Origin of the sequence: Pararhodobacter sp. SW119, assembly GCF_017811755.1 — a bacterium.
Classification (GTDB): domain Bacteria; phylum Pseudomonadota; class Alphaproteobacteria; order Rhodobacterales; family Rhodobacteraceae; genus Pararhodobacter.
Map to the genome: position 1 here is coordinate 71,265 of NZ_JADDJF010000014.1, position 20,608 is coordinate 91,872.

General features: G+C 65.4%; 21 protein-coding genes and 1 tRNA gene. 8 read left to right on the forward strand and 14 right to left on the reverse strand.

The features are described 5' to 3' along the window. Positions 1 to 12: 12 nt before the first annotated feature. On the forward strand, positions 13 to 903 hold the full coding sequence (gene folD / locus IM708_RS10505) for a bifunctional methylenetetrahydrofolate dehydrogenase/methenyltetrahydrofolate cyclohydrolase FolD (protein WP_209426472.1): 891 nt from the start codon (positions 13 to 15) through the stop codon (positions 901 to 903). Between the two features lie 3 nt (positions 904 to 906). On the opposite strand, the gene IM708_RS10510 is transcribed toward folD, so the two are convergent. The 13 genes from IM708_RS10510 to IM708_RS10570 form a co-directional block, all read right to left on the reverse strand. After that, positions 907 to 1,332: a hotdog fold thioesterase gene (locus IM708_RS10510; protein ID WP_209426473.1), complete on the reverse strand. Its 426-nt coding sequence runs from the start codon at positions 1,330 to 1,332 to the stop codon at positions 907 to 909. A gap of 73 nt (positions 1,333 to 1,405) precedes the next feature. Continuing rightward, a complete protein-coding gene (locus tag IM708_RS10515; protein WP_209426494.1) occupies positions 1,406 to 2,719 on the reverse strand; it encodes an ATPase in 1,314 nt (437 codons plus the stop codon). A gap of 42 nt (positions 2,720 to 2,761) precedes the next feature. After that, positions 2,762 to 3,259, reverse strand: a complete 498-nt coding sequence (locus IM708_RS10520) for a prepilin peptidase (protein WP_209426474.1) — start codon at positions 3,257 to 3,259, stop codon at positions 2,762 to 2,764. 9 nt (positions 3,260 to 3,268) lie between these two features. Beyond that, complete coding sequence (locus IM708_RS10525; protein WP_209426475.1) at positions 3,269 to 4,111, reverse strand: tetratricopeptide repeat protein; 843 nt, start codon at positions 4,109 to 4,111, stop codon at positions 3,269 to 3,271. A gap of 24 nt (positions 4,112 to 4,135) precedes the next feature. Continuing rightward, positions 4,136 to 4,651: a tetratricopeptide repeat protein gene (locus IM708_RS10530; protein ID WP_245243119.1), complete on the reverse strand. Its 516-nt coding sequence runs from the start codon at positions 4,649 to 4,651 to the stop codon at positions 4,136 to 4,138. 32 nt (positions 4,652 to 4,683) lie between these two features. Beyond that, positions 4,684 to 5,667 carry a type II secretion system F family protein gene (locus IM708_RS10535; RefSeq protein ID WP_209426476.1) on the reverse strand — a complete coding sequence of 328 codons (984 nt, stop codon included), beginning with the start codon at positions 5,665 to 5,667 and terminating at the stop codon, positions 4,684 to 4,686. A gap of 14 nt (positions 5,668 to 5,681) precedes the next feature. After that, positions 5,682 to 6,650 (reverse strand): type II secretion system F family protein, encoded by a 969-nt coding sequence (locus IM708_RS10540; RefSeq protein ID WP_209426477.1) that lies wholly within the window; start codon positions 6,648 to 6,650, stop codon positions 5,682 to 5,684. A gap of 5 nt (positions 6,651 to 6,655) precedes the next feature. After that, positions 6,656 to 8,128, reverse strand: a complete 1,473-nt coding sequence (locus IM708_RS10545; RefSeq protein WP_209426478.1) for a CpaF family protein — start codon at positions 8,126 to 8,128, stop codon at positions 6,656 to 6,658. Positions 8,129 to 8,142: 14 nt separating this feature from the next. Beyond that, positions 8,143 to 9,378 (reverse strand): AAA family ATPase, encoded by a 1,236-nt coding sequence (locus IM708_RS10550; RefSeq protein WP_209426479.1) that lies wholly within the window; start codon positions 9,376 to 9,378, stop codon positions 8,143 to 8,145. A 240-nt stretch (positions 9,379 to 9,618) separates the two neighbouring features. Next, the gene (locus IM708_RS10555; protein WP_245243110.1) at positions 9,619 to 10,230 is read right to left on the reverse strand and encodes an OmpA family protein; all 612 of its coding nucleotides are present in this window, start codon (positions 10,228 to 10,230) and stop codon (positions 9,619 to 9,621) included. Positions 10,231 to 10,243: 13 nt separating this feature from the next. Continuing rightward, positions 10,244 to 11,566 carry a type II and III secretion system protein family protein gene (locus tag IM708_RS10560; RefSeq protein ID WP_209426480.1) on the reverse strand — a complete coding sequence of 441 codons (1,323 nt, stop codon included), beginning with the start codon at positions 11,564 to 11,566 and terminating at the stop codon, positions 10,244 to 10,246. Positions 11,567 to 11,801: 235 nt separating this feature from the next. Then, entirely contained in the window at positions 11,802 to 12,635 is an 834-nt protein-coding gene (cpaB, locus tag IM708_RS10565) for a Flp pilus assembly protein CpaB (protein ID WP_209426481.1), read from the reverse strand. 228 nt (positions 12,636 to 12,863) lie between these two features. Further along, positions 12,864 to 13,079 carry a hypothetical protein gene (locus IM708_RS10570; protein WP_245243111.1) on the reverse strand — a complete coding sequence of 72 codons (216 nt, stop codon included), beginning with the start codon at positions 13,077 to 13,079 and terminating at the stop codon, positions 12,864 to 12,866. 309 nt (positions 13,080 to 13,388) lie between these two features. Here IM708_RS10570 and IM708_RS10575 point away from each other — a divergent pair, with 309 nt between their 5' ends. The 3 genes from IM708_RS10575 (at position 13,389) to IM708_RS10585 (ending at position 17,007) form a co-directional block, all read left to right on the forward strand. Beyond that, complete coding sequence (locus IM708_RS10575) at positions 13,389 to 14,240, forward strand: lytic transglycosylase domain-containing protein (RefSeq protein WP_245243120.1); 852 nt, start codon at positions 13,389 to 13,391, stop codon at positions 14,238 to 14,240. Positions 14,241 to 14,310: 70 nt separating this feature from the next. Next, the gene (locus tag IM708_RS10580; RefSeq protein WP_209426483.1) at positions 14,311 to 15,129 is read left to right on the forward strand and encodes a TIGR00282 family metallophosphoesterase; all 819 of its coding nucleotides are present in this window, start codon (positions 14,311 to 14,313) and stop codon (positions 15,127 to 15,129) included. Between the two features lie 99 nt (positions 15,130 to 15,228). Then, positions 15,229 to 17,007 carry an SLC13 family permease gene (locus IM708_RS10585; protein ID WP_209426484.1) on the forward strand — a complete coding sequence of 593 codons (1,779 nt, stop codon included), beginning with the start codon at positions 15,229 to 15,231 and terminating at the stop codon, positions 17,005 to 17,007. 297 nt (positions 17,008 to 17,304) lie between these two features. Here IM708_RS10585 and IM708_RS10590 read toward each other — a convergent pair whose 3' ends face one another. Further along, positions 17,305 to 17,994, reverse strand: a complete 690-nt coding sequence (locus tag IM708_RS10590) for a nitroreductase family protein (protein WP_209426485.1) — start codon at positions 17,992 to 17,994, stop codon at positions 17,305 to 17,307. A gap of 114 nt (positions 17,995 to 18,108) precedes the next feature. Between IM708_RS10590 and IM708_RS10595 the strand changes: the two genes are divergently transcribed. The 4 genes from IM708_RS10595 to IM708_RS10610 form a co-directional block, all read left to right on the forward strand. Then, on the forward strand, positions 18,109 to 19,041 hold the full coding sequence (locus tag IM708_RS10595) for a DMT family transporter (RefSeq protein ID WP_245243112.1): 933 nt from the start codon (positions 18,109 to 18,111) through the stop codon (positions 19,039 to 19,041). Positions 19,042 to 19,043: 2 nt separating this feature from the next. Beyond that, on the forward strand, positions 19,044 to 19,517 hold the full coding sequence (locus tag IM708_RS10600; protein WP_209426486.1) for a CAP domain-containing protein: 474 nt from the start codon (positions 19,044 to 19,046) through the stop codon (positions 19,515 to 19,517). Between the two features lie 83 nt (positions 19,518 to 19,600). Then, positions 19,601 to 19,684 (forward strand) — tRNA-Tyr (locus IM708_RS10605). 65 nt (positions 19,685 to 19,749) lie between these two features. Continuing rightward, a partial coding sequence (locus tag IM708_RS10610; RefSeq protein ID WP_209426487.1) for a hypothetical protein occupies positions 19,750 to 20,608 on the forward strand: 859 nt, incomplete at its 3' end.

Sequence of the window (20,608 nt, forward strand, 5' to 3'; positions counted from 1 at the left end):
GAGGAGACAGGCATGGCGGCACAGATCATCGACGGCAAGGCTTTCGCCGCGCGCATCCGCGCAAGGGTCACCGAGGAGGCTGAGAAGCTGGCTCACCGCCACGGGCTGATCCCCGGCCTTGCCGTAGTGCTGGTCGGCGAGGATCCCGCAAGCCAGGTCTACGTCCGATCGAAAGGGAAGCAGACGGCGGAAGTGGGCATGCGCTCCTTCGAGCACAAGCTGGCAACTGAGACGCCCGAGAGCGAGTTGCTCGCGCTGATCGACCGGCTGAACGCAGATGACGCGGTACATGGCATTCTGGTTCAACTGCCGCTGCCGGACCACATGGACGCCGCGCAGGTGATCAACCGGATCGATCCGGCCAAGGACGTGGATGGCTTCCATGTCTCGAACGTCGGGCTGCTGGGGACGGGGCAGACGGCTATGATACCCTGCACCCCACTGGGGTGCCTGATGATGCTGCGCGACCATCTGGGCAACCTGTCGGGGATGGAGGCGGTGATCGTCGGGCGGTCGAACATCGTCGGCAAGCCGATGGCGCAACTGTTTCTGGGCGACAGCTGCACGGTGACGATCGCGCACAGCCGCACGCGCGACCTGCCGGCGGTCTGCCGGCGCGCGGACATCCTGGTCGCGGCGGTCGGCCGGCCCGAGATGATCACCGGGGAGTTCATCAAGCCCGGCGCGACCGTGATCGACGTCGGCATCAACCGGATCGAGCGTGACGGCAAGATGCGTCTGGTGGGCGATGTCGATTTCCAGTCTGCCGCCGAGGTGGCAGGCGCGATCACGCCGGTTCCCGGCGGGGTCGGCCCGATGACCATCGCCTGCCTGTTGGCGAACACGCTGGTCGCGGCCTGCCGCGCCCGGGGCCTTCCCGAACCCAAAGGGTTGAGCGCCTGAGGCTCAGCCGGCAGCGACCGGGATCATGGTGCCCTGAAGAAGCGCCACGGTCCGGCGCACGTGACCATCGATCGCCACGACCTCGGCGCGCACGACGGTGATCCGCCGGCCGGCGCGCACGACCTCGCCCGCGGCCTCAAGCGCCTCGCCCACGGCCGGGGCGAGCAGGTTGATCTTCATCTCGACCGTCATCACTTCAAATTCGTCGGTCAGCAGCGTGAGCGCGGAATACCCCGCCGCCGAATCGCCGAGCCCGAAGGCGAGCGCGGCGTGGCCAGCGCCCTGCTGCTGGCGCACTGTCGGCAAAATCGGCGCGCGAATGACGCAACGACCCGCCGCCGCCGCCAGCATCTCTGCGCCGAAGGTCTGCATCATCGTCTGGCGGTCGAAGCTCGCCTGCACGCGGGGAAGGATCACGGGATCGGTCATGGCGGCCTCGCTTGCGCAACGCCCCGGTCTATCCCGGCGCCCGGCCGCGGGAAAGCCCCGACCGGCCGCCGGCCTATTTCACGATCACCTCGTCCTGGACGAACATGTTGGCCCAGGCCCGGTCGATCAGTTCGGGGCTCATCTGGTAGGGCCTTCCCTCGAACTCGCAGATGGCGATCATCTGGTCGATCAGAAAGACGGGCTGATAGTTCGCGAAGATGTTGTCGATCGTGGGATACTTCGTCTCGAGCAGGTGGATCATCGTCGCTTCGTCGAGCGGCATGCGCCGCTTCTTCGCAACCAGCGCGAAGATCTTCAGGAAATCCGCCTGGTTCGGCCCGTCGATCTTGATCTTGAAGAAGATTCGCCGCAGCGCGGCCTGGTCGAAGATCTCGTTGGGGTGGAAGTTGGTCGAGAAGATCACCAGCGTGTCGAAGGGCACGATGAACTTCTCGCCCGATTGCAGCGAGAGGATGTCGTAGTTCATCTCCAGCGGCACGATCCAGCGGTTGATCAGCGCCTGCGGCGGTTCCTCCTGACGGCCGAGGTCGTCGACGATGAAGACGCCACCCGTGGCCTTGAACTGCAAGGGCGCCTGGTAGGTGCGGGCGACGGGGTTGTATTTCAACTCGAGCATGCCGAGCGACAGTTCGCCCCCGGTGATCACCGTCGGCCGTTCGCACAGGACGTAGCGCGGGTCGTATCGCTGCGCGCTCAGCCGAAGTCCACCACCGCCAGCAGCGGCGGGGTCGCTGACCAGCGTATGCACGATCGGATCGTAGACCGAGATGACCTGCCCGGCATGGACCACCGCGCGCGGGATGTAGATGTGATCGCCCATCGCGTCCCTGATCCCGTTCGAGATCGAGGATTTTCCGTTACCTGGGGGACCGTACATCAGGATCGACCGCCCCGAGGTAACCGCCGGACCCAGATGGTCCAGCAGCATTTCCGGCAGGATCAGATCACCCATCGCAGCGACAAGCTCTTCGCGGCTGATCCTGATCTTGCGAATCGACTGGCGCGTTACCTGCTCGGAATAGGCGTCCATCGGCACCGGCATGGCGCCGTAGTATTCAGAGATCGCCAACGCGTCCTGCGCGCGCTTGCGACCGGCCTCGGTCAGCTGAAAGCCCATCTCGTTCGACGTCGAGGTTGCGTGCAGCGTCCCCATCGCCTCGACCAGGCGTTCGTGGCGCGCATCGTCGATGAGTTGCTGCACCATGCCGAAGGGCAGGCAGACCCAGCGCGCAATCTCGGACACCTGATTGAGCGACATGCGGTACATCGTCTTGATCAGGATGTCGCGCATCAGCGTCATCGGCAGGCCGGTATCGGCAAGCGTGGCGGGCATCGGCGGCGGCGTGATGCCCGCGGCCTTGGTCATGTCATTCATGGGCTCTTCCCGGCTGATCTTCAGGCGGTAGTGTCAGCTTCCATAGATGCTGGCCAAAGCTAGATAGAAGATTAACGCGGGCCCAAGCACCAAACCCATCGGGAACTCGGCGCGATGCCAACTTTCCCAATCCGGCGTCTGGGCGCGGACGAGTTCGACCCTCCGGGCCAGCCGATGCGTGACGAATCCGGCCAGCGACACCGCCGCCAGCAGGAGCACGAAAAGCCGGGCGTCCCCAAGCGCCACGAAGGGCGCCATCGCCGCCGCGAACTTCGCGTCTCCGGCCCCGAAGCCTCCTGTCAGCGACAGAAGAAAACCCAGGGTCAGGATCACCGCGAAGTGAAGCCAGGACCATGCCCAGACAGAAAGCGGTAGGGTCAGGACGCCCACCAGCGCATAGACGCCCAGCAACCCCAGTACCGCGGCATTGGGAATCAGCATCGACCGTAGATCGCTGAAGACCACCCAGGCGGTCAGCGGCAGCGCAAATATCAACAGCCAGAAGGCGGCATCCGCGGACTGTGCCAGCATCCGGCCGCCCTATTCGAGCGCGGCCAGCGCCACCGCGGCTGCCTCGAAATGCTGCGGATGGGTATCGACCGCGTCGCGCAGCAACGCCCGGCCGACCGAGGCATCGCCCTGCCGGATCGCCGCCAGCGCCATCGTGTGCAGCAGTTCCGCGCGTTCGGTCTGGGTGACGGGCATGACCGGCAATTCGTATCGGCGCTGCGCCGCACGCGCGAGGACAAGGTTGTTCTTCGCGGTGAAGAGCGTCGAATCGTGCTGCAGGGCCTCTGCGAACAGCCGCTCGGCGTCGCGGTGGGCGCCGCGGCTGAGCTTGGAATATCCCCAGTTGTTCAGAACGCCGGCCGGCCGCGGGGTCAGACCCGCCGCGATTTCGTAGAAGCTGTCGGCGCGGGTCCACTGCCGCCGGGCGTCCGCGACCATCGCTTCCAGCCGGTAGCGCTGAAAGGTCTCGTGCGTCGGCGGAACCTGATTCAGCACGGCCTCGGCGGCGTCCCATTCGCTGAGCCGGATGTGCGCCTCGGCCAGTTCGACGCGGTCGTCATGGGTGCCTTCGGGATGCGCAATGATGCGCTGCCAGACCGGCACCGCCCGTTCGGGGTTGCCGGCGCGCGCCAGCGACCGCGCCAACCCGCGCTGAAACAACAGCCGGTCGGGCTCTGCCTCGGACGCGCGGGTGAAATACTCCACCGCCTCGCGCGGATCGGCGGCGGTCAGCATCAGTTCGGACATGTTTTCCTGATCGACCCGCGCCATGCTTTCGATGGCTCGGCTGGTCTGCGCGTCCCGACCACTGCAGCCGACAAGCAGGCCCAACGCAACAAACCCTGCCACAAGTGCTGGCATGCCACCGCGCATCGACGCTTCCTTTCTGCCCGATGCTCAGGGGGTCGTCAGAAGCAGGTAGCGCCCGTCTCCGCGCCTCACCAGAGCGAATTTATTCTCATTGACACCATTATAGCGTGTATCCTTGAGCTTAGCGAGCGCAAGTCGCAGGTTGTCGCGGATTTCATGGGATCGGCCGCTATCCAGCGCAAAGGCCGCCTGGAACAGATGTCGCGCCTCGCCCCAGCGTTCCTGCTCGCTCATCGCCACGCCGAGGTTGTTCAGCGCGGGCACGAACGCGGGGTCGCGCTCCAGCGCGCGGCGAAGCGCCTGCTCTGCCTGACCAAGCCGGCCAAGGCGCAGGTTCGCGGCCCCGATCGCCGAAAGCGTGTCGGCATTGGCGCCCTGCTCGGCCGCAGCGCGGAAATAGGCGCGCAAGGCAAGTTCGTATTCACCGGCAGCCATCAGCCGGTGACCGACGACCAGGCCGTCGACGGCCTCGTCTACCGAAAGCCGGCTCTGCGGCAACCCGTCGGGCGAAAAATCAGCACGCGGCGTACATCCGGCGCTCAGGGAAATGAGGCCGGCGGCGAACGCGGCAAAGGTCAGGGAGCGACACTTCCCGATGAGAAAATCTCCATCATTCCGACCACTGATGGACCCACCAGAATGATCAGCAGCGGTGGAACGGTGAACATCATCGTGCCCAGAGTCAACTTCGTCGGCAAGACATTCGCCTTCTCTTCGGCCAGCGTGACACGCTTGTCCCGCATTTCGGCCGCATAGACGCGCAAGGCTTCCGAGACCGAGGTCCCATAGGTCGCGGACTGGATCATCACGGTGACAAAGGACCGGATATCGGCATTGCCGCAGCGCTCGCCGAAATCCTTCAGGACCTCGAATCGGTCCTTGCCCGCCTTGGTCTCGAGCGAGACGGTTTCCAGTTCCTCGGCCAGCGCAGGGTATCCAGCCTTCAGTTCCTTGCCGACCCGGGCAATGGCCTGATCGAGGGACTGGCCAGCCTCGGCGCAGATCAGCAGCATGTCGAGCGAGTCGGGAAACCCGCGCGAAATCTGCTCCTGGCGCTCCGCCTTGCGCTTGTTGACCCAGTAAATGGGCAGATAGTACCCGATCAGCGTAGGCAGCATGACCGGCAACGCCATCGACAGGATCGACCTCTCTCCCTCGGAAGGCATGAACAAGAGGATCAGAAGCCCCAGCAGCAAACCGCCCATGCCAAGGATGAACTTGGCGGCGTGATAGTCGCGCACGGCGGTCTTGCTGAAATAACCCGCCTGGATCATCTCCTTGCGGGCGGCGTCCTTGTCCTCCTTGGATTCCGGCTCCAGGAACTTGTTGTACCTCTCCAGCTTCTTTTGCAGCTCGGTCTGCTCGGTTCGCGAGGACAGTTGGCGGCGCGCCATCCCGCCGTCGCCTTCGCTTCGGTCGACGCGAACCTTGGCGTAGGGATCGTCAGACTTGCTCCGGTCCCCGGTCAGCACCATCAGGACGATCGTCAGCCCCCCGACGGTCAGCGCGACGGTCACCCCCAGCGGCGAGGCCAGACCCTGCAGAAGCGTGTCGATCATGGCGTGAAAGCCCCTCAGACCTGGATATTGACCATCTTGCGCATGTAGAGGACGTTGATCCCCAGGAATGCGAAGACGACGATGGCGACCGGCACGAAGAGCGGCGTATCCTTCACACCGTCGTAGTAGTCCGGCTTGATGACGCTGATCCCCAGCATCGCGACGATCGGAAAGCCCGACAGAAACATGCCCGACCATTTCGCCTCGGCGGTGATGGCGCGGACACGGCGGAAAAGCTTGAAGCGCGCGCGCACGACCTTCGACAGCCCGTCAAGGATTTCGGCCAGGTTGCCGCCGGACTTCTGCTGGATCGACACCGCGACGGCGAAGAATCTTAGATCCTGCATGTCCATCCGCTGGGCGAAGGTCATCAGCGTATCGCCCATATCGCGCCCATAGGCGGCCTCGTCCGCGATCAGCCCCAGTTCCGAGCCGAGGGGGTCGGGAATTTCCTTCGCGGCGCCGGCCAGCGCGTGGCTGAACGGATGCCCCACGCGCAGCGCGCGCACGATCAGGTCGATCGCATCCGGCAATTGCTCCTCGATCAGGTCAAGCCGCTTCTTGGCCTTGTTCGCCACCCAGAACCAGACCGCGCCCACCCCCATGGCGACCGACAGGCCGCCACGGATCGCCAGCGCCGCCTCGGTGAGCACCGACAGGGCGGTAAACGCGACGCCGCAGAGCAGGATCATGATCCCGATGAGCGCGAGGGGCGAAAAGGCGATCTTGGCCTTCATCGCCCGTTCCGACAGCAGCGAATAGAACGGGATCCGGTGCGACCGGCCGTGCTGCGACACCTCCTTGCGCAGCCGTTCCAGAACCTCCTGCTGGGTGCTGCCCTTTTCCAGCATTTCCAGACGCCGGTTCATCCGGCTGCCCATCCGGATCGACTTGCCGAAGGCGATCAGATAGAGCGCCTCGACCAGCAGCAGGATGCCGATAAAGACCGCGGCGTAGATGATCAGGGTGGGATCGATGGACATCGCGCCTACTCCGTCCGGGCCACGTCATAGACCGTGTGCGGCAGGTCATAGCCCCAACGCTTGAAGCGGTCGGCGAAATGCGACCGGATCCCGCAGCCGGTGAAATGGCCGATGATCGTGCCATCGGGTTCCAGCCCCGTGCGTTCGAACCGGAAGACTTCCTGCATCGTAATGATCTCGCCCTCCATGCCAGTGATCTCGGTGATCGAGACCATGCGGCGCGATCCGTCCTGCAGGCGGCTGGCCTGCACGATCAGGTTGACGGCGCTGGCGATCTGGCTGCGCACCGCCTTCAGCGGCATCTCGATCCCCGCCATCGCCACCATGTTCTCGAGGCGCGAGATCCCGTCGCGGGCCGAGTTGGCGTGGATCGTCGTCATCGACCCGTCATGGCCGGTGTTCATCGCCTGCAGCATATCGATCACCTCCTCGCCACGGGTTTCGCCGACGATGATCCGGTCGGGTCGCATCCGCAGCGCGTTGCGCAGACAGTCGCGCTGGGTCACCGCACCCTTGCCTTCCACGTTGGGCGGGCGGCTTTCCATCCGGCCGACATGCACCTGCTGCAACTGCAGTTCGGCAGTGTCTTCGATCGTCAGGATGCGCTCGGCGTTGTCGATGAAGGAGGAAAGCGCGTTCAGCGTAGTCGTCTTGCCCGACCCGGTGCCGCCCGAAACGATCACGTTCAGGCGCGTCGCCACGGCCGCCTCCAGATACATCGCCATTTCTTCCGAGAACGCACCGAAGCGGATCAGGTCGTCGATCCCCAGCTTTTCCTTCTTGAACTTCCGGATCGACACCAGCGATCCATCGACCGCGACCGGCGGGATCATCGCGTTGAAACGCGACCCATCGACAAGCCGCGCATCGACATAGGGGTTCGATTCGTCGACCCGGCGCCCCACGGCCGAAACGATCTTGTCGATGATCCGCAGCAGGTGACGTTCGTCCTTGAAGGTGACGTCGGTCAACTCCAGCTTGCCGGAGCGCTCCACGAAGATGCGCTGCGGGCCGTTCACCAGGATGTCGTTGACCGTCTCGTCCTTCAGAAGCGGCTCCAACGGCCCTAACCCCTTGACCTCGAAGTAAAGGTCCTGGTTGAGTTGCAAACGTTCCTCGCTGGTCAGCACCACGTTCATCTCGGACAGGGCTTCGGCCGCAATGGAGGCGATCTCGGTGCGAAGTTCCGCCTCGCTGGCGCTGTCGACCACGGCCAGATTGAGGTTGTCGAGCAGTCGCGTGTGCAACTCCGACTTGACCTCCAGCATGCGATGCCGGCGACGACGCTCCTTGTCATCGGCGACGGGGGCAGCAGGCTTCGCGGAGGCGCCGGAACGCCGCGGCGCCAGGGCGTTCTGCGCGGATTCGGCAACCGGAAGTTGGCGGTTGGTTGCGGCATTCTCGGACGACGGGGGCGATAGGGCGCGCGAAGCTTGCGGCGCCACATCGGGCTGGTCCTTGCGGAAGCGAGAGAACATGGATGGTGATCCAATCAGGCTGCGGTGCGCGACTTGGTCTTGCGCACCTCGTCGAGGGTTTGGGCGAGTTTGCGGATTTCTTTCAGCAGCGGGTTCTTGGCCGCCACCTCGGCCAGTGGCATGCCGTGATCGTTGGCCTGGGTCACCTGCGTCGACCCGTCGGGCAACTGAAGCGCGAAAGCGATGTCGAGGCTCTCGGCCATGCGTTTGGCGCGCGACTTGCCGGACAGGTCGGTGAACCGCGGTGCCCGGTTGAGGACGTAGCGCAACTTGTCGACCGCCAGCCCCTCGGCCTTCAGCGCGCGGATCAGGCGCAACGCGTTCTGCGCCGACCGCATGTCCAACTCCATCAGCGCATAATAATGTTCGGACGCGTTCAGCACCGTTTCGGTCCACTGCACCACGGTTCCGGGCATGTCGATCACGACGAAATCGAAGTTCGCACGCGCCAGGCCGATGATGCGCTCGATATCGTCCGGCGTGATCAGATCCAGCGGCAGCATGTCCGACGCCGCGGTCAGCACCTGAAGCTTCTCGTTGAACCCCTGCAACGTGCTGAAGAAGAAGTCGCGGTCCATCATCGCGGTGTTGGACAAAAGTTCGTAGACCTTTTCCGTCCGCGCAAGGTCCAGGTAGGTCGACACCGATCCCGTCTGTAGATCGAGGTCGATCAGGCAAACACGCGCCGGACCTGCCGGCGCCGCGCAGGCCAGTTCCCACGCAAGATTGACCGCGAATGTCGTCCCCCCTGCCCCACCCGCCAATGGCTGAACCGCCAGGACCGTGCCATTACTGGCGTTCGCCGCACCATTGCGCGTCGCGATCTGCCCGGCGGGCGCACTCAGCGCCTCGAGGCGTTCGATGGCCTCGCGCAGCGATCCTTCGGGCAAGGGATAGGGCACGAAGTCGGCCGCACCGAGCCGCAGAAGCCGGTGCAGGACCATCGGCCCCAGTTCCTCGGCGATCACGATCACCTGAACGTTCTGACGGCGCGCCCGCTCGATGATGGCGTGGACCTGCCCCATCTGCGGCTCGTCCTCGTCGTCAAGCGCGATGGCCAGGAATTCCAGCGTCTGCGCCTCGGGCTGATCGAAGTACTTGAGCGCGGTTTCGAAGGTCAGGTCGCCCCAGGCCTCGCCAAGGATCTTCTCCATGTCCTCGATCAGCAGATCGAAGGACTGCACGTCGCGCGACACGGTACAGGCGCGGATTGCGGTGGCGGGTCGCGGCTTCGCGGCGGTGCTCTGCATCATACGTTCCTTCAGGTCCCTGCCCCGGCGGTGACCAACTTCCGCATGGGCATTGCGCCGCGGGCACCACTCAGCGCCCGACACGTCGCGGACATGCGGCCGATCATGCAGTCAGTTGCGCTAAGAAAAGGTAACTTTGATGGCGACGTTGATTGACCCGATCACGGAGGGGGGCCGCGAAACGACACCGGCCGCGGCGTGGGACACCGCGGCCGAAGCAAGGATCGAAACGGCAGTCGTTCAGTACGTGTTCGGACGCACCCAGGTCGCGCTCTCGACGAACTCGCGATAGACGATGCGGGCGTAGTTGCCATCCATCACGGTCGGATGGCGCCGCACGAAACCCGACACCTCGGTCACCGTCCGCCGATTGCGCCGCTCCGGTTCCGGCGTCGGAATCAGCGGGCGCGTCTGCCCATGCGACACCAGCGCCTCCAGCCGCGACCGGTTGACGCCGTTGCGAACCAGGAAATCGACGACCGCGCGCGCGCGACGCAGCCCCAGTTGGTGGTTGTAGCGCGCGCTTCCGACCAGATCGGTGTGCCCGTAGACGCGGAAGGTCACCTCGGGGAACTGGCGGATCCATCTAGCCTGACGGGCAAGAACCGCCTGCGCCTCGGCATCCAGCACCGCGCTGTCGAAAGCGAAGTTGACGGTCGACGGAACCTCGGCGGCGAACCGCTCTCCCAGCGCCTGCGCGAAGCTCAACTCTCCGGTCTGAATCCTGAGGTTGTGCGCCTGCGCCGCGCCATGCCCCGTCTGGTCGAGCTTTGCGCCGACCTCGTTTGTCACGCAGCCCGTCAGCGTCAGCCCGCCAAGGCCCAGCAGCATCATCCGGCGTGAAATCTGCATCCGACCTGCTCCGTCAGTCCATGATATAGCCATAGCCGCCGCGGAAATCCTGCCGCGCGACTTCGGAAGCGGGGCCGGTTCCCTCGACCCGGCCGCGCAAGAACAGATCGGCCTCGGTCGGCAACCGCACACGATCGGTCGGCATCACCAGCGCTTCGCCGCGCGTCGGCGTGACAAGATGCGCGGTGACGAAGATCACCAACTCGCTCTGGTTGCGCCGGAAATCGGTGCTGCGGAACAGCGCGCCGATCACCGGCAACTGGCCCAGCCAGGGCACCTGACGGTTGTTGCCGAAGAAATCGTCCTGCAGCAGACCGGCGATCGCGAAGCTTTCGCCATCGCGCAACTCGACCGTGGTCGAGGTGCGCCGCGTCCGGAACCCCGGGATCGAGAACCCCGCGCTCGCGACGCTGATCGTCGGATCGATGTCGCTCACCGAGGCGTTGAGCATCAGGTTGATCACGTTGCCGTCGAGGACGCGGGGCGTGAAGACCAACTCGACCCCAAAAGGCCGATACTCGATCCCGATCCGCCCTTCCTCCCCCGGCACCGGGATCGGCAACTCGCCCCCGGCAAGAAACCGCGCCTCCTGCCCCGAAAGGGCGGTCAGGTTCGGTTCGGACAGCGTGCGGGCCAGGCCATTGGTCTCCAGCGCCTCGAGCAGCACCTGAAACTGCAGGCTTCCGACATTGAAGCGCGCGGTCAGCGTTCCCGTGCCCTCGACAACCGTGGCCCCGCGCGTGAGCGGCGCAAAGCCGTTTCCGACGGCAAGGCCCGCGCCCAGTTGCTGGGCAACATCCCGCTGCACTTCCGAAAAGCGTACCTTCAGCATCACCTGCTGCGTTCCGCCCACCGTCATCAGGTTCGACACCCGGTCAGGCGCGTAGCGTTCAGCCAGTTGCATCGCCGCCTCGAGCCGCCCGATCGACGAGACCGTGCCCGAAAGGACGACGCCGTCATTCGCGGTGCGGACCTCGATGGGCTCGTTCGGCAGGATCTGGCGCAGACGCTCGCGAAACTCCGCGACATCGGGGGCCACGTGCACCTCGATATTCGCGATCAGTGCGCCGTCGACCCCCAGGACTGTCAGCGTCGTTCGACCCGGCGCCTTGCCGAGAACATAGATCGACCTGTCCGATAGCGTCGAGATGTCAGCGATGCCGGGGTTGGCGATCGACAATTCGTTGAAGGCGACGTCGCTGTCGACAATCACCGCGCGGTTCATCGACACCCGGATGGTCTGCGTCGAGATCCCACTTGAAATATGCAGCGTCTCGGCCTGGGCGCTCCCGTAAACGCCAAGGCCCACGCCGGTTCCCAGCGTGAGCGCGGTCATGGCCGCTGCTATAGCCGTCTTGGCTTTCATGCGATCCTGCCTCTGTGATCACGGCACTTGTACCGGGGTCTTGCGCCCCATTTTCACGATGATGCGAGAGCGCATCTTTGTTTTCAAGAATCAATTGCTTGCACGAAATTTTCAGTTCTTCGCTTAATCACGAAGGCACTATATGATGATCTTTCTTGTGTTTCGCATCAACATATGGTGCGCCTCCTGTTGCGAAAATACAACCTCAGTTTGTGCATGGGATTTCCGTTTCAACCACCTCACCGCCGCGGCGCGTGCGTACGGTGCATCTTTCGGTGACCGTTTGCGCCTGCGCCTCGATCCCCAGAAGCTGGCTGTGGTCGATCTGGAAGGTGGCGACACTGGTGCTGTCGTCCAGCCCGACGACCGACAGCGACAACCGCCCGGTCGCCTGCCCCTGGGCCAGCGTCGCGACCACCTCGGGGGCGGCCTCGATGGTCACGGTGCGCGGGGTTCCGGTGATATTGCGGTCCTGATCGGCGATGTCGTCCAGCGCAATGGTGCGCAACCCGCTGACGATCAGCCGCGTGACCTCGCCCTGATCGCCAGCCCGGCCGGTCCAGTAGACATCGACCAGATCCGACGGACGCAGATTTCCGGAAATGCCGCTGCCGGCATCGACGCGCATGGTGAAGGCGCGCATCCCCGGGGCAAGTTGCGCAGCAATGCCGGCGGGCTGCCCCGGCTCGCTGACCTTGACGGCCAGGATCGGCTCCATCGCTTCCATCGCGCGCAAGGCGATGCGCGGGCGCTGAGGATTGGGCAGCAATTCTTCGATCGCGACGAACGCACCCTCGGGGCGCGCGGTCTCGGGCCACGGTACACTGCGCACATCCTCGGCGCGGATCGGCTCGCCGTAGCGCAACGGCCGGGTGGCGACCAGCAATTCAACCGTCGGCATCGCTGGGCGCGCGTCCGATTGCGCGCGCGCGCTGGCCATCGCCTGTTCGGTCTGCGCAACATAGGTCTGCGCCATGTAGACACCGAAGCCGGCCAGACCGACACCGGCAGCGAGAACGGCTATTTGGGCAACGCGCATTCCAGATGCCTCCTGTAAATCAAACCCAGCAAGTTGACGCCTCTATCAAACACCCCGTCCCTCAGTTCGAAGTGGTCGCCTGCATTGTCATCTCGACAGGTAAACGAGAGGTGCAGAAAAAGCGTTCATCGCTTGCGGCCTTGTGGACAAAGCCGCGCCGGTAAAGGCGCGGCTTCGAGATCGCAGATCAATTTCTGGAGCCCGGCGAGTATCGGGCGGGTTTCCAGATCAGTTGCCATCGTCACCCAGCGTTCCGAGCGTGACAACGGTCGCGGAGTTCAGAGAGGTTTGAATGCCGCTGCCAAGGCCGCGGACACCACCGCTGACCGCCGCGATCACGGCAATTCCCAGCCCGACGATGGCCGCCGTCAGCACGACCCAGTCCACCGTCACCGCACCGGATTGGTCGTTGGAGAAGTTCTTGATCAGTTCAAACATTTTCATGGCTTCACTCCATAAGGTTCGCTTTTGCATTTGCCGCGCATCGGGTACTCGAACGGGTCGGCCTCGACCCGAGCCCCTGCTTGGCCGGAAATCGTTATCGCGGTGGAGCGTGGCTGCAATGGGGCAATTCTGGGTCGAGTCGTGTCAAGGTGAATCGTGGGTTAATGGCGCCGTCCTGTGGCGCGAATGCACGCGAAGATTGCATATATTGGTGTCTTGCTACCCAAGGGTTGGCAGAACAACCGCCCACCCGTACCCTCTGGAAAAGCCTGAACACGAGGCACGGGGCAGTTGATCAGACACGGCATCTTGTTCGCGGGCGTACTCGCATGCGCCGCCCTCCAGGCGCCGCGACCGCTTTCGGCCGAGGATTTCACCTTCCGGCGCATCGCCGTCGCTCCGCCGGGCAACGGGCCGCGCATCACCGTTCAGATCGACCCCGAGGAGCAGGCCCGCCGCCTCGCCCCGCGCCCGAAACTGCCGCAGGCCGCGCCCCTTGCCGCGGTCCCGCCGGACGGCCCGGCACTCTCGCCCGGCAGTCTGTCCTGGTACTGGGAGCGCGTGCCCTGGCAGCGCGCCGCCAGCGCCGGACGCTTCGACCTGGCGATCCGGGCGCTTGACACCGGGCCGGGCGGAACCGCCATCGGCCGGCCCCGAATGCAGCCGCTGCAGCGCATCGCCGAACTCCACGGCCGCGACATCCTGCGCGCCACGGTCGGCACCTCGGTCTCGCCGGCGCTGGTGCTGGCGGTCATCTCGGTCGAATCCGCGGGCCGGCAACGCGCGGTCAGCCATGCCGGCGCGCAGGGGCTGATGCAGCTCATCCCCGCGACCGCGCAGCGCTTCGGCGTCACCGACAGCTTCGATCCCGCGCAGAACATCCGCGGTGGCGTGGCCTACCTCGACTGGCTCATGCGCCATTTCGACCGTGACGTGGTGCTGGCGCTGGCCGGCTACAACGCCGGCGAGGGCGCGGTCGGCCGCGCCGGTGGCGTGCCCCCCTATGCCGAAACCCGCGATTACGTGCCCAAGGTCCTGGCCGCCTGGACCGTGGCGCGCGGCCTCTGCACCGAGCCGCCGCAACTGCCCAGCGACCCCTGCATCTTCCGCGTCGGCCAACTGCGCGCCGCCGATACCCGCGCCGGCACCACCGGCGGCTGACGCGCTCCCGCCCGCTGGCCCCCGTGCGATTCCGCTTTTCTCGCGCCCTCCGTCGGATTAGGTCTGCGGCATGCGGATCCTCTTTCTCGGCGATGTCATGGGGCGGTCGGGGCGCAAGGCGGTGGCCGAGCGGCTGCCGGCCCTGCGCCGCGACTGGGGGCTCGATTTCGTCACCGTCAACGGCGAGAACGCGACCTCGGGCGCCGGCATCTCGCCCGACCATGTCAAGCTTCTGCTCGACGCCGGGGCCGATTGCATCACGCTGGGCGACCACGCCTTCGACCACAAGACCCTGATCCCCTTCATCGACAGCGAGCCGCGGCTGCTGCGCCCGCTCAACTTCTCGAAGGTCGCGCCCGGTCGCGGCTCCCGGTTGTTCGCCCTTGCCGACGGCCGTCGGGTGCTGGTCGCCCAGGTGCTGGGCCAGGTCTTCATGAAGCGGCCCTTCGACGACCCCTTCTCGGCGATCGAGCCGGTGCTGCGCGCCCATCCCCTCGGCGGTCAGGCGACCGCCGTCCTCGTCGATGTGCATTGCGAGGCGACGAGCGAGAAGATGGCGCTGGGCCACTGGTGCGACGGCCGCGCCAGCCTGATCATCGGCACGCACACGCATGTGCCGACCTCGGACACGATGATCCTGCCGGGCGGCGCCGCCTACCAGTCCGATGCCGGCATGTGCGGCGACTACGACAGCATCATCGGCATGCAGAAGGACGAACCGATGCGCCGCTTCGTCACCGGCATGCCCTCCAAGCGGTTCGAGCCGGCGCAGGGCGAGGCGACGCTTTCCGGCGTCTTCGTGCAGACCGACGACCGTACCGGACGCGCGGTGGCCGTCAGCGCGGTGCGCATCGGTGGACGCCTTGCCGCGGCGGGGCCCGCACCATGAGCCGGCGGGACAGCGCCCGCCGTGCCGGCCGGCCGCGCGGGGCCACCGGGGCAACAGGTGGCAGAGCAACAGGCGGCGGGGCGACAGGGGGTGGGGCGCATGTTCGGGATTGAGCTTTCGGGCGATCTGGCGGCGCTGCTGGCGCTGGTCATCGTCGTCGGCATGTTCGTCCTCTTCGTTCGCGAATCCTTCCCGGTCGAGGTTGTCGCCATGGCCGGCGCCGCGCTCATGCTGCTGCTGGGCATCGTCCCGCAGGCCGCCGCGATGGCGGTCTTCTCCAACCCCGCGCCCTGGACCATCGCCGCGCTTTTCATCATCGTCGGCGGGCTGGTCCGAACCGGCGCGCTTGAACACATCTCGCAGGCCGCGGCGCGCAACGTGAAGGCCCGCCCGGTGCTGACCCTCGTCGCGCTCACCTTCACGGTCCTGTTCCTGTCGGCCTTCGTCAACAACACACCAATCGTCGTGGTGATGATCCCGATCTTCATGCAGCTGGCTCGGGCACTTGGCGTGAAGGCGTCGAAACTGCTCATCCCGCTCAGCTACTTCGCGATCTTCGGCGGCACCATCACGCTGGTGGGCACCTCCACCAACCTGCTGGTCGACGGCGTCTCGCAGCGCGCCGGCATGGCGCCCTTTGGCATATTCGAGATCACTGGCGTCGGCCTCGTGCTGGCCCTCGTGGGCGTCATCTATATGGCCACCCTCGGCCGCTTCCTGCTGCCCGAACGCGAATCGATGGCCGCCCTTCTGTCCGACCGCGCCCCCATGAAGTTCTTTACCGAGGTCGCCCTGCCCGAGCATTCGGCGCTGATCGGCAAGAAGCTCGACGAGATCGACGACTTCAGCCGCCAGGGCGCGCGCGTGATCGACGTTCTGCGCGGCGATGCCTCGCTGCGCCGCGATCTGGCGGCGGTGACCCTGCAGGCGGGCGACCGTGTCGTCCTGCGCACCAAGATGTCCGAGATCCTGGGACTTCAGCAGAATCGTGAACTGCGCTCGGTCGATCAGCTGTCCTCGGTGCGCACCTCGACCGTCGAGGTGCTGATCACGCCGGGCTGCCGGATGGTCGGACGCTCGCTGGGTCAGCTGCGCCTGCGCCGGCGCTACGGCGTCTATCCGCTGGCCGTCCATCGGCGCAACCAGAACATCGGCCGGCAGCTTGATGATCTGGTCGTGCAGGTCGGCGACACGCTCCTGCTCGAAGGCGCGATGGAGGATATCCGCCGCCTCGCCACCGACATGGATATGGTCGAGATCGCCGAGCCGTCCGAGCGCGCCTATCGTCGCGGTCACGCGCCGCTGGTCATCGGCGCGTTGGCCGCCGTTGTCGGGCTGGCCGCGCTGGGAGTCGCCCCGATCCATGTGCTGGCCTTCCTCGGCGTGGCGGTGATCCTCCTTGCCCGCTGCATCGACGCGGACGAGGCGTTCTCCTTCATCGATGGCCGGCTCTTGGCGCTTATCTTCGCCATGCTGGTCGTGGGCGTCGGGCTCGAAACCTCGGGGGCTGTCCTGCTCATCGTGAACGCGATCGGGCCGCTGCTGGCCGGATTGCCGCCGGCTCTCCTAATCCTCGCAGTCTACGCGATGACCTGGATACTGACCGAACTGGTCACCAACAACGCGGTCGCGGTGGTGGTCACCCCCATCGCGATCAGTCTTGCGCTTTCCCTCGGGGTCGACCCACGACCCTTGGTGGTGACGGTCATGATGGCCGCCTCGGCCTCGTTCTCGACCCCCATCGGCTATCAGACCAACACACTGGTCTATGGCCCCGGCGGCTACCGATTCACCGACTTCATGCGCGTGGGACTGCCGCTGAACTTCCTGGTCGCGGGTGCCGCGGCGCTGGTCATCCCGTTCTTCTTCCCGTTCTGAACCCGCCGATATTGGTCTGTTCGGCCCGCCCCGACGGGGTTTCCGCGCGATTCCGGCCTGAACACCCACAAGATACGGTAGGCATCAGCAACCCAACCACAAAACGGCCCAAAAAACGTGCAAAAGTCGGCGGCTCAAAAATGACGATTCTTTTCATTTTCGGCGGGTTTCGTGTCGATTTTTTTCATCCGGGACGAGCGATACGCAAACGCGGAACGATTTTCCGGTGCGAGGAACCATCTGCGCACGCGTGCGCACCTTCCCGCCGCAGGTTCGCGCCGCCCTGCCCCGTCCCGATCAGTCGAGGACGGTCAGGATCTCCTCCAGCGGCTTCTTCCGCTTCGCCGCCGCCGGCACCACCGCATCCGCCGCCGGATAACCCACCGGCAGGATCATCACCGGCTTCTCGTTCACCGGTCGGCCGCACATCTCGTTCAGAAACTTCATCGGGTTCGGCGTGTGCGTCAGGCAGACCAGCCCCGCATGATGCAGCGCCGCGATCAGGAACCCGGTGGCAATGCCGACGCTCTCAGGCACGTAGTAATGCTTGAACCGCGTCCCGTCCTCCGCCACCCCATACCGCTGCGCAAAGACCACAATCAGCCACGGCGCCACCGTCAGATGCGGCTTCTCCGCCCCGGTCCCGATCGGCTCCAGCGCGCGCAGCCATTCGTCGCCCGCCCCGCCGGAATAGAAGGCCTCCTCCTCGGCCTCCGCCGCCGCCCGCACCCGCGCCTTCATTGCCGGGGCGGCGATCGCGACAAAATGCCAGGGCTGCTGGTTGGCCCCCGACGGCGCGCTTCCCGCCGCCGCAACGCACGCCTCGATCACCGCGCGCGGCACCGGATCGGCCGAGAAGTCGCGCACCGAATGCCGCCGCCGCATGTAGCCCAGGAAATCCCTCGCCGCGCCCAACGCCTCGTCCGGCAGTCGCTGAACCCGGTCCGGCAACGGCAGGGGTTGGTAGTCCGATGCAGGTGCGCCCATTCTCTCCTCCGCTCTCGCCGGCATTGAGCGCAGCTTCGCGCAACGGGTCAAGAGCGGATGAAACCCGCCGCCGCAGCCCTTGCCAACCGCGTCCCCGCGGGCCATTGGGAAAACATGAACGCGTCAAGTGACTTCGTGCACCGCGAACCGCGCCCGATCGCAGGCATCCTCTGGATGGTCGTGACGGGCCTTATGTTCGTCGGCGTAACCGCGGTCGTGAAGCACATGGGCGACGGCGTGCCCGCCGCGCAATCGGCCTTCCTGCGCTATCTGCTGGGCCTCGTCTTCTTTCTGCCGATGCTGCCGACCCTGCACACGATCCGGATCGAACGACGTGATCTCGGCCTCTACGGTCTACGCGGCCTCGTTCACGCCTTGGGAGTACTTCTGTGGTTTTTTTCCATGACCCGCATCTCCCTCGCAGAGGTCACGGCCATGAACTACCTTGCTCCCGTCTACGTCACCCTGGGCGCCGCGCTCTTTCTCGGCGAACGGCTTCGCCTGCGGCGCGTGATGGCCGTCCTCGTGGCGATCAGCGGCGCGCTCATCATCCTGCGGCCCGGCATTCGCGAACTCTCGACCGGCCATATCGCGATGCTCTTTGCCGCCGTGCTGCTTGCCGCCTCCTATCTTATCGCCAAGCGGATGACCGGCCGCGCATCGCCGCTGGTCGTGGTTGGCATGCTGTCGGTCACCGTGACGGTTTTCCTGGCGCCGTTCGCCTGGGCGGTCTGGCAGCCGATTAGCCTTGAGCAGGTCGGGTGGCTCTTCCTCGTCGCCTTTTTCGCGACCGCCGGACACTACACCATGACGCTGGCGTTCGTTTCGGCCCCGGTCGGGGTCACCCAACCGGTGACCGCGCTGCAGCTGGTCTGGGCCGTTGCGCTGGGTGCCTTGGCCTTCGGCGAGCCGGTGGATCCCTATGTCGTGCTCGGCGGCGTGGTCATCGTTTCCGCGGTGATCTTCATTGCAGTGCGCGAACAAGCCGTGCGTCGGGCCGAGGCGCTCGCGGACGATCCACCCATCGTCCCGCGGGAAGGAGTCTGACCATGCTAGGCGCGCGTTTCCTTCTTTCCTCGCTTTTCCTCAGCCTCGCGTTGTCAATGCCCGCCTCGGCCTGCCTGCAGCCGCCGGGCGGCGACGCGCTTCGCCACGAGGCGCTTCTCTGGATCAACCAGGAACGCGGGCGCGTCGGGCTGACCGCGTTCAGGCCCTCTCCGGTGCTTGATCGCGCGGCCCAACGCCACGCCTGCGACAACGCCGCCCACAACCGGATGAGCCATACCGGAAGCGACGGAAGCTGGTTTGGCGAACGCATCCAGCGAGCCGGGTATTCCTACCGCCGCGCCACCGAAAACGTTGCGCTTGGCTACCGCGACGCAAGGTCGGTCGTCGCAGCCTGGATGCGCTCGCCAAGCCACCGCCAGAATGTCCTCGACCGCGGCACGCATGAACTAGGGCTCGGCCTCGCCCGCGGACGCGACGGGAGATTGCACTGGGTCATGGTTTCGGGTCGCCGGTGATCACGCCGAAGGGTCATCAATCGCGCCAGCCCTGCTTGGGCTCTTGACGCCCAATTCCCCCTCGTTTATGGCGATCCGGCGTCGGGCGACGTGCTGCAAGGTGCGGCAGCGGACTGTAACTCCGCCGGGGAGACCCACGCCTGGTTCGATTCCAGGGTCGCCCACCATTTCCAACAAAACCAAGGTGTAAGGCTGCGTTAACCGCTGGTGGGCCACAATGGTGGGACAATCCATGCGCCTCGCGGCCTATCTGAGCACGTCTCGGCACGGCATCTCCTACTTCCGCTTCCCTATCCCGATGCACTGTCACCCGACCGGAGGTCGCGGCTATGTCAAGGTCTCGCTCGCTACGCGAGAGTCACGAGACGCCAGGCAGCTTGCCCGCTTCCTCGCAGTCGCTGCGCAGTCCATCCTGTCCGGGCCAAAGGTACTAGCAATGCGGTATGATGAACTGCGCGAGCACGTGCGCGACCACTTCGGCCAGTTTCTCCGAGACTTCCTTGAGCGGAGCGCGAGCGATGGCCCTGCCAGCGGCCCCGCCTTGGAGGTTCTGACCAAGGGCGTCCCTGAGATTGATGCTGAAGACTGGGGAGCACGCTACGATCCCGACGGTACAGACGCCCTCGTCCGGGCGTTCTGCGCCAAGCGTGGCATCGACCCGGTACCTGAAGGACGAGCACGCCAGCTGATGCTCACGGAAATTCAGAAGGGCTACAAGGAGTACGTCACCCGCGCCCTTGAGCACACGACAGCGTTCAACACGCTGAACATGGAACAGGCACCCATGCAAGCGCCACACGCAGTCCACCCGGATGTGAGCGTGGCTCAGGTCGCATCCGATGCCCTCCCACTCGCGGACACAGTGGAACGCTACTTCGATGAGATTAGCCGAAGCGGCGCAATTGCGGCAAAGACCGAAGGCGACAAGAGGGACGCGCTCGCCCTCATGTCTGAACTCACCGGAGATAAACCGCCAGCGCATATGACAAAGGTGGACGCACAGAACATCAAGGCGGCAATAATGAAGTTGCCCAAGAACCGAAGCAAGAACCCCGCGACAAGGAACCTCACACTGAGCGAGATGCTGAGTG

Bases quoted from the DNA above. Each gene is read 5' to 3' on its own strand.
- IM708_RS10525 (WP_209426475.1), bottom strand. From the start codon at position 4,111: ATGCGCGGTGGCATGCCAGCACTTGTGGCAGGGTTTGTTGCGTTGGGC.
- folD (WP_209426472.1), top strand. From the start codon at position 13: ATGGCGGCACAGATCATCGACGGCAAGGCTTTCGCCGCGCGCATCCGC.
- IM708_RS10520 (WP_209426474.1), bottom strand. From the start codon at position 3,259: ATGCTGGCACAGTCCGCGGATGCCGCCTTCTGGCTGTTGATATTTGCG.
- IM708_RS10600 (WP_209426486.1), top strand. From the start codon at position 19,044: ATGCTAGGCGCGCGTTTCCTTCTTTCCTCGCTTTTCCTCAGCCTCGCG.
- IM708_RS10560 (WP_209426480.1), bottom strand. From the start codon at position 11,566: ATGACCGCGCTCACGCTGGGAACCGGCGTGGGCCTTGGCGTTTACGGG.
- IM708_RS10545 (WP_209426478.1), bottom strand. From the start codon at position 8,128: ATGTTCTCTCGCTTCCGCAAGGACCAGCCCGATGTGGCGCCGCAAGCT.
- IM708_RS10515 (WP_209426494.1), bottom strand. From the start codon at position 2,719: ATGACCAAGGCCGCGGGCATCACGCCGCCGCCGATGCCCGCCACGCTT.
- IM708_RS10595 (WP_245243112.1), top strand. From the start codon at position 18,109: ATGAACGCGTCAAGTGACTTCGTGCACCGCGAACCGCGCCCGATCGCA.
- IM708_RS10550 (WP_209426479.1), bottom strand. From the start codon at position 9,378: ATGCAGAGCACCGCCGCGAAGCCGCGACCCGCCACCGCAATCCGCGCC.
- IM708_RS10540 (WP_209426477.1), bottom strand. From the start codon at position 6,650: ATGTCCATCGATCCCACCCTGATCATCTACGCCGCGGTCTTTATCGGC.
- IM708_RS10570 (WP_245243111.1), bottom strand. From the start codon at position 13,079: ATGAAAATGTTTGAACTGATCAAGAACTTCTCCAACGACCAATCCGGT.
- IM708_RS10585 (WP_209426484.1), top strand. From the start codon at position 15,229: ATGTTCGGGATTGAGCTTTCGGGCGATCTGGCGGCGCTGCTGGCGCTG.
- IM708_RS10555 (WP_245243110.1), bottom strand. From the start codon at position 10,230: ATGCAGATTTCACGCCGGATGATGCTGCTGGGCCTTGGCGGGCTGACG.
- IM708_RS10590 (WP_209426485.1), bottom strand. From the start codon at position 17,994: ATGGGCGCACCTGCATCGGACTACCAACCCCTGCCGTTGCCGGACCGG.
- IM708_RS10510 (WP_209426473.1), bottom strand. From the start codon at position 1,332: ATGACCGATCCCGTGATCCTTCCCCGCGTGCAGGCGAGCTTCGACCGC.
- IM708_RS10580 (WP_209426483.1), top strand. From the start codon at position 14,311: ATGCGGATCCTCTTTCTCGGCGATGTCATGGGGCGGTCGGGGCGCAAG.
- IM708_RS10535 (WP_209426476.1), bottom strand. From the start codon at position 5,667: ATGATCGACACGCTTCTGCAGGGTCTGGCCTCGCCGCTGGGGGTGACC.
- cpaB (WP_209426481.1), bottom strand. From the start codon at position 12,635: ATGCGCGTTGCCCAAATAGCCGTTCTCGCTGCCGGTGTCGGTCTGGCC.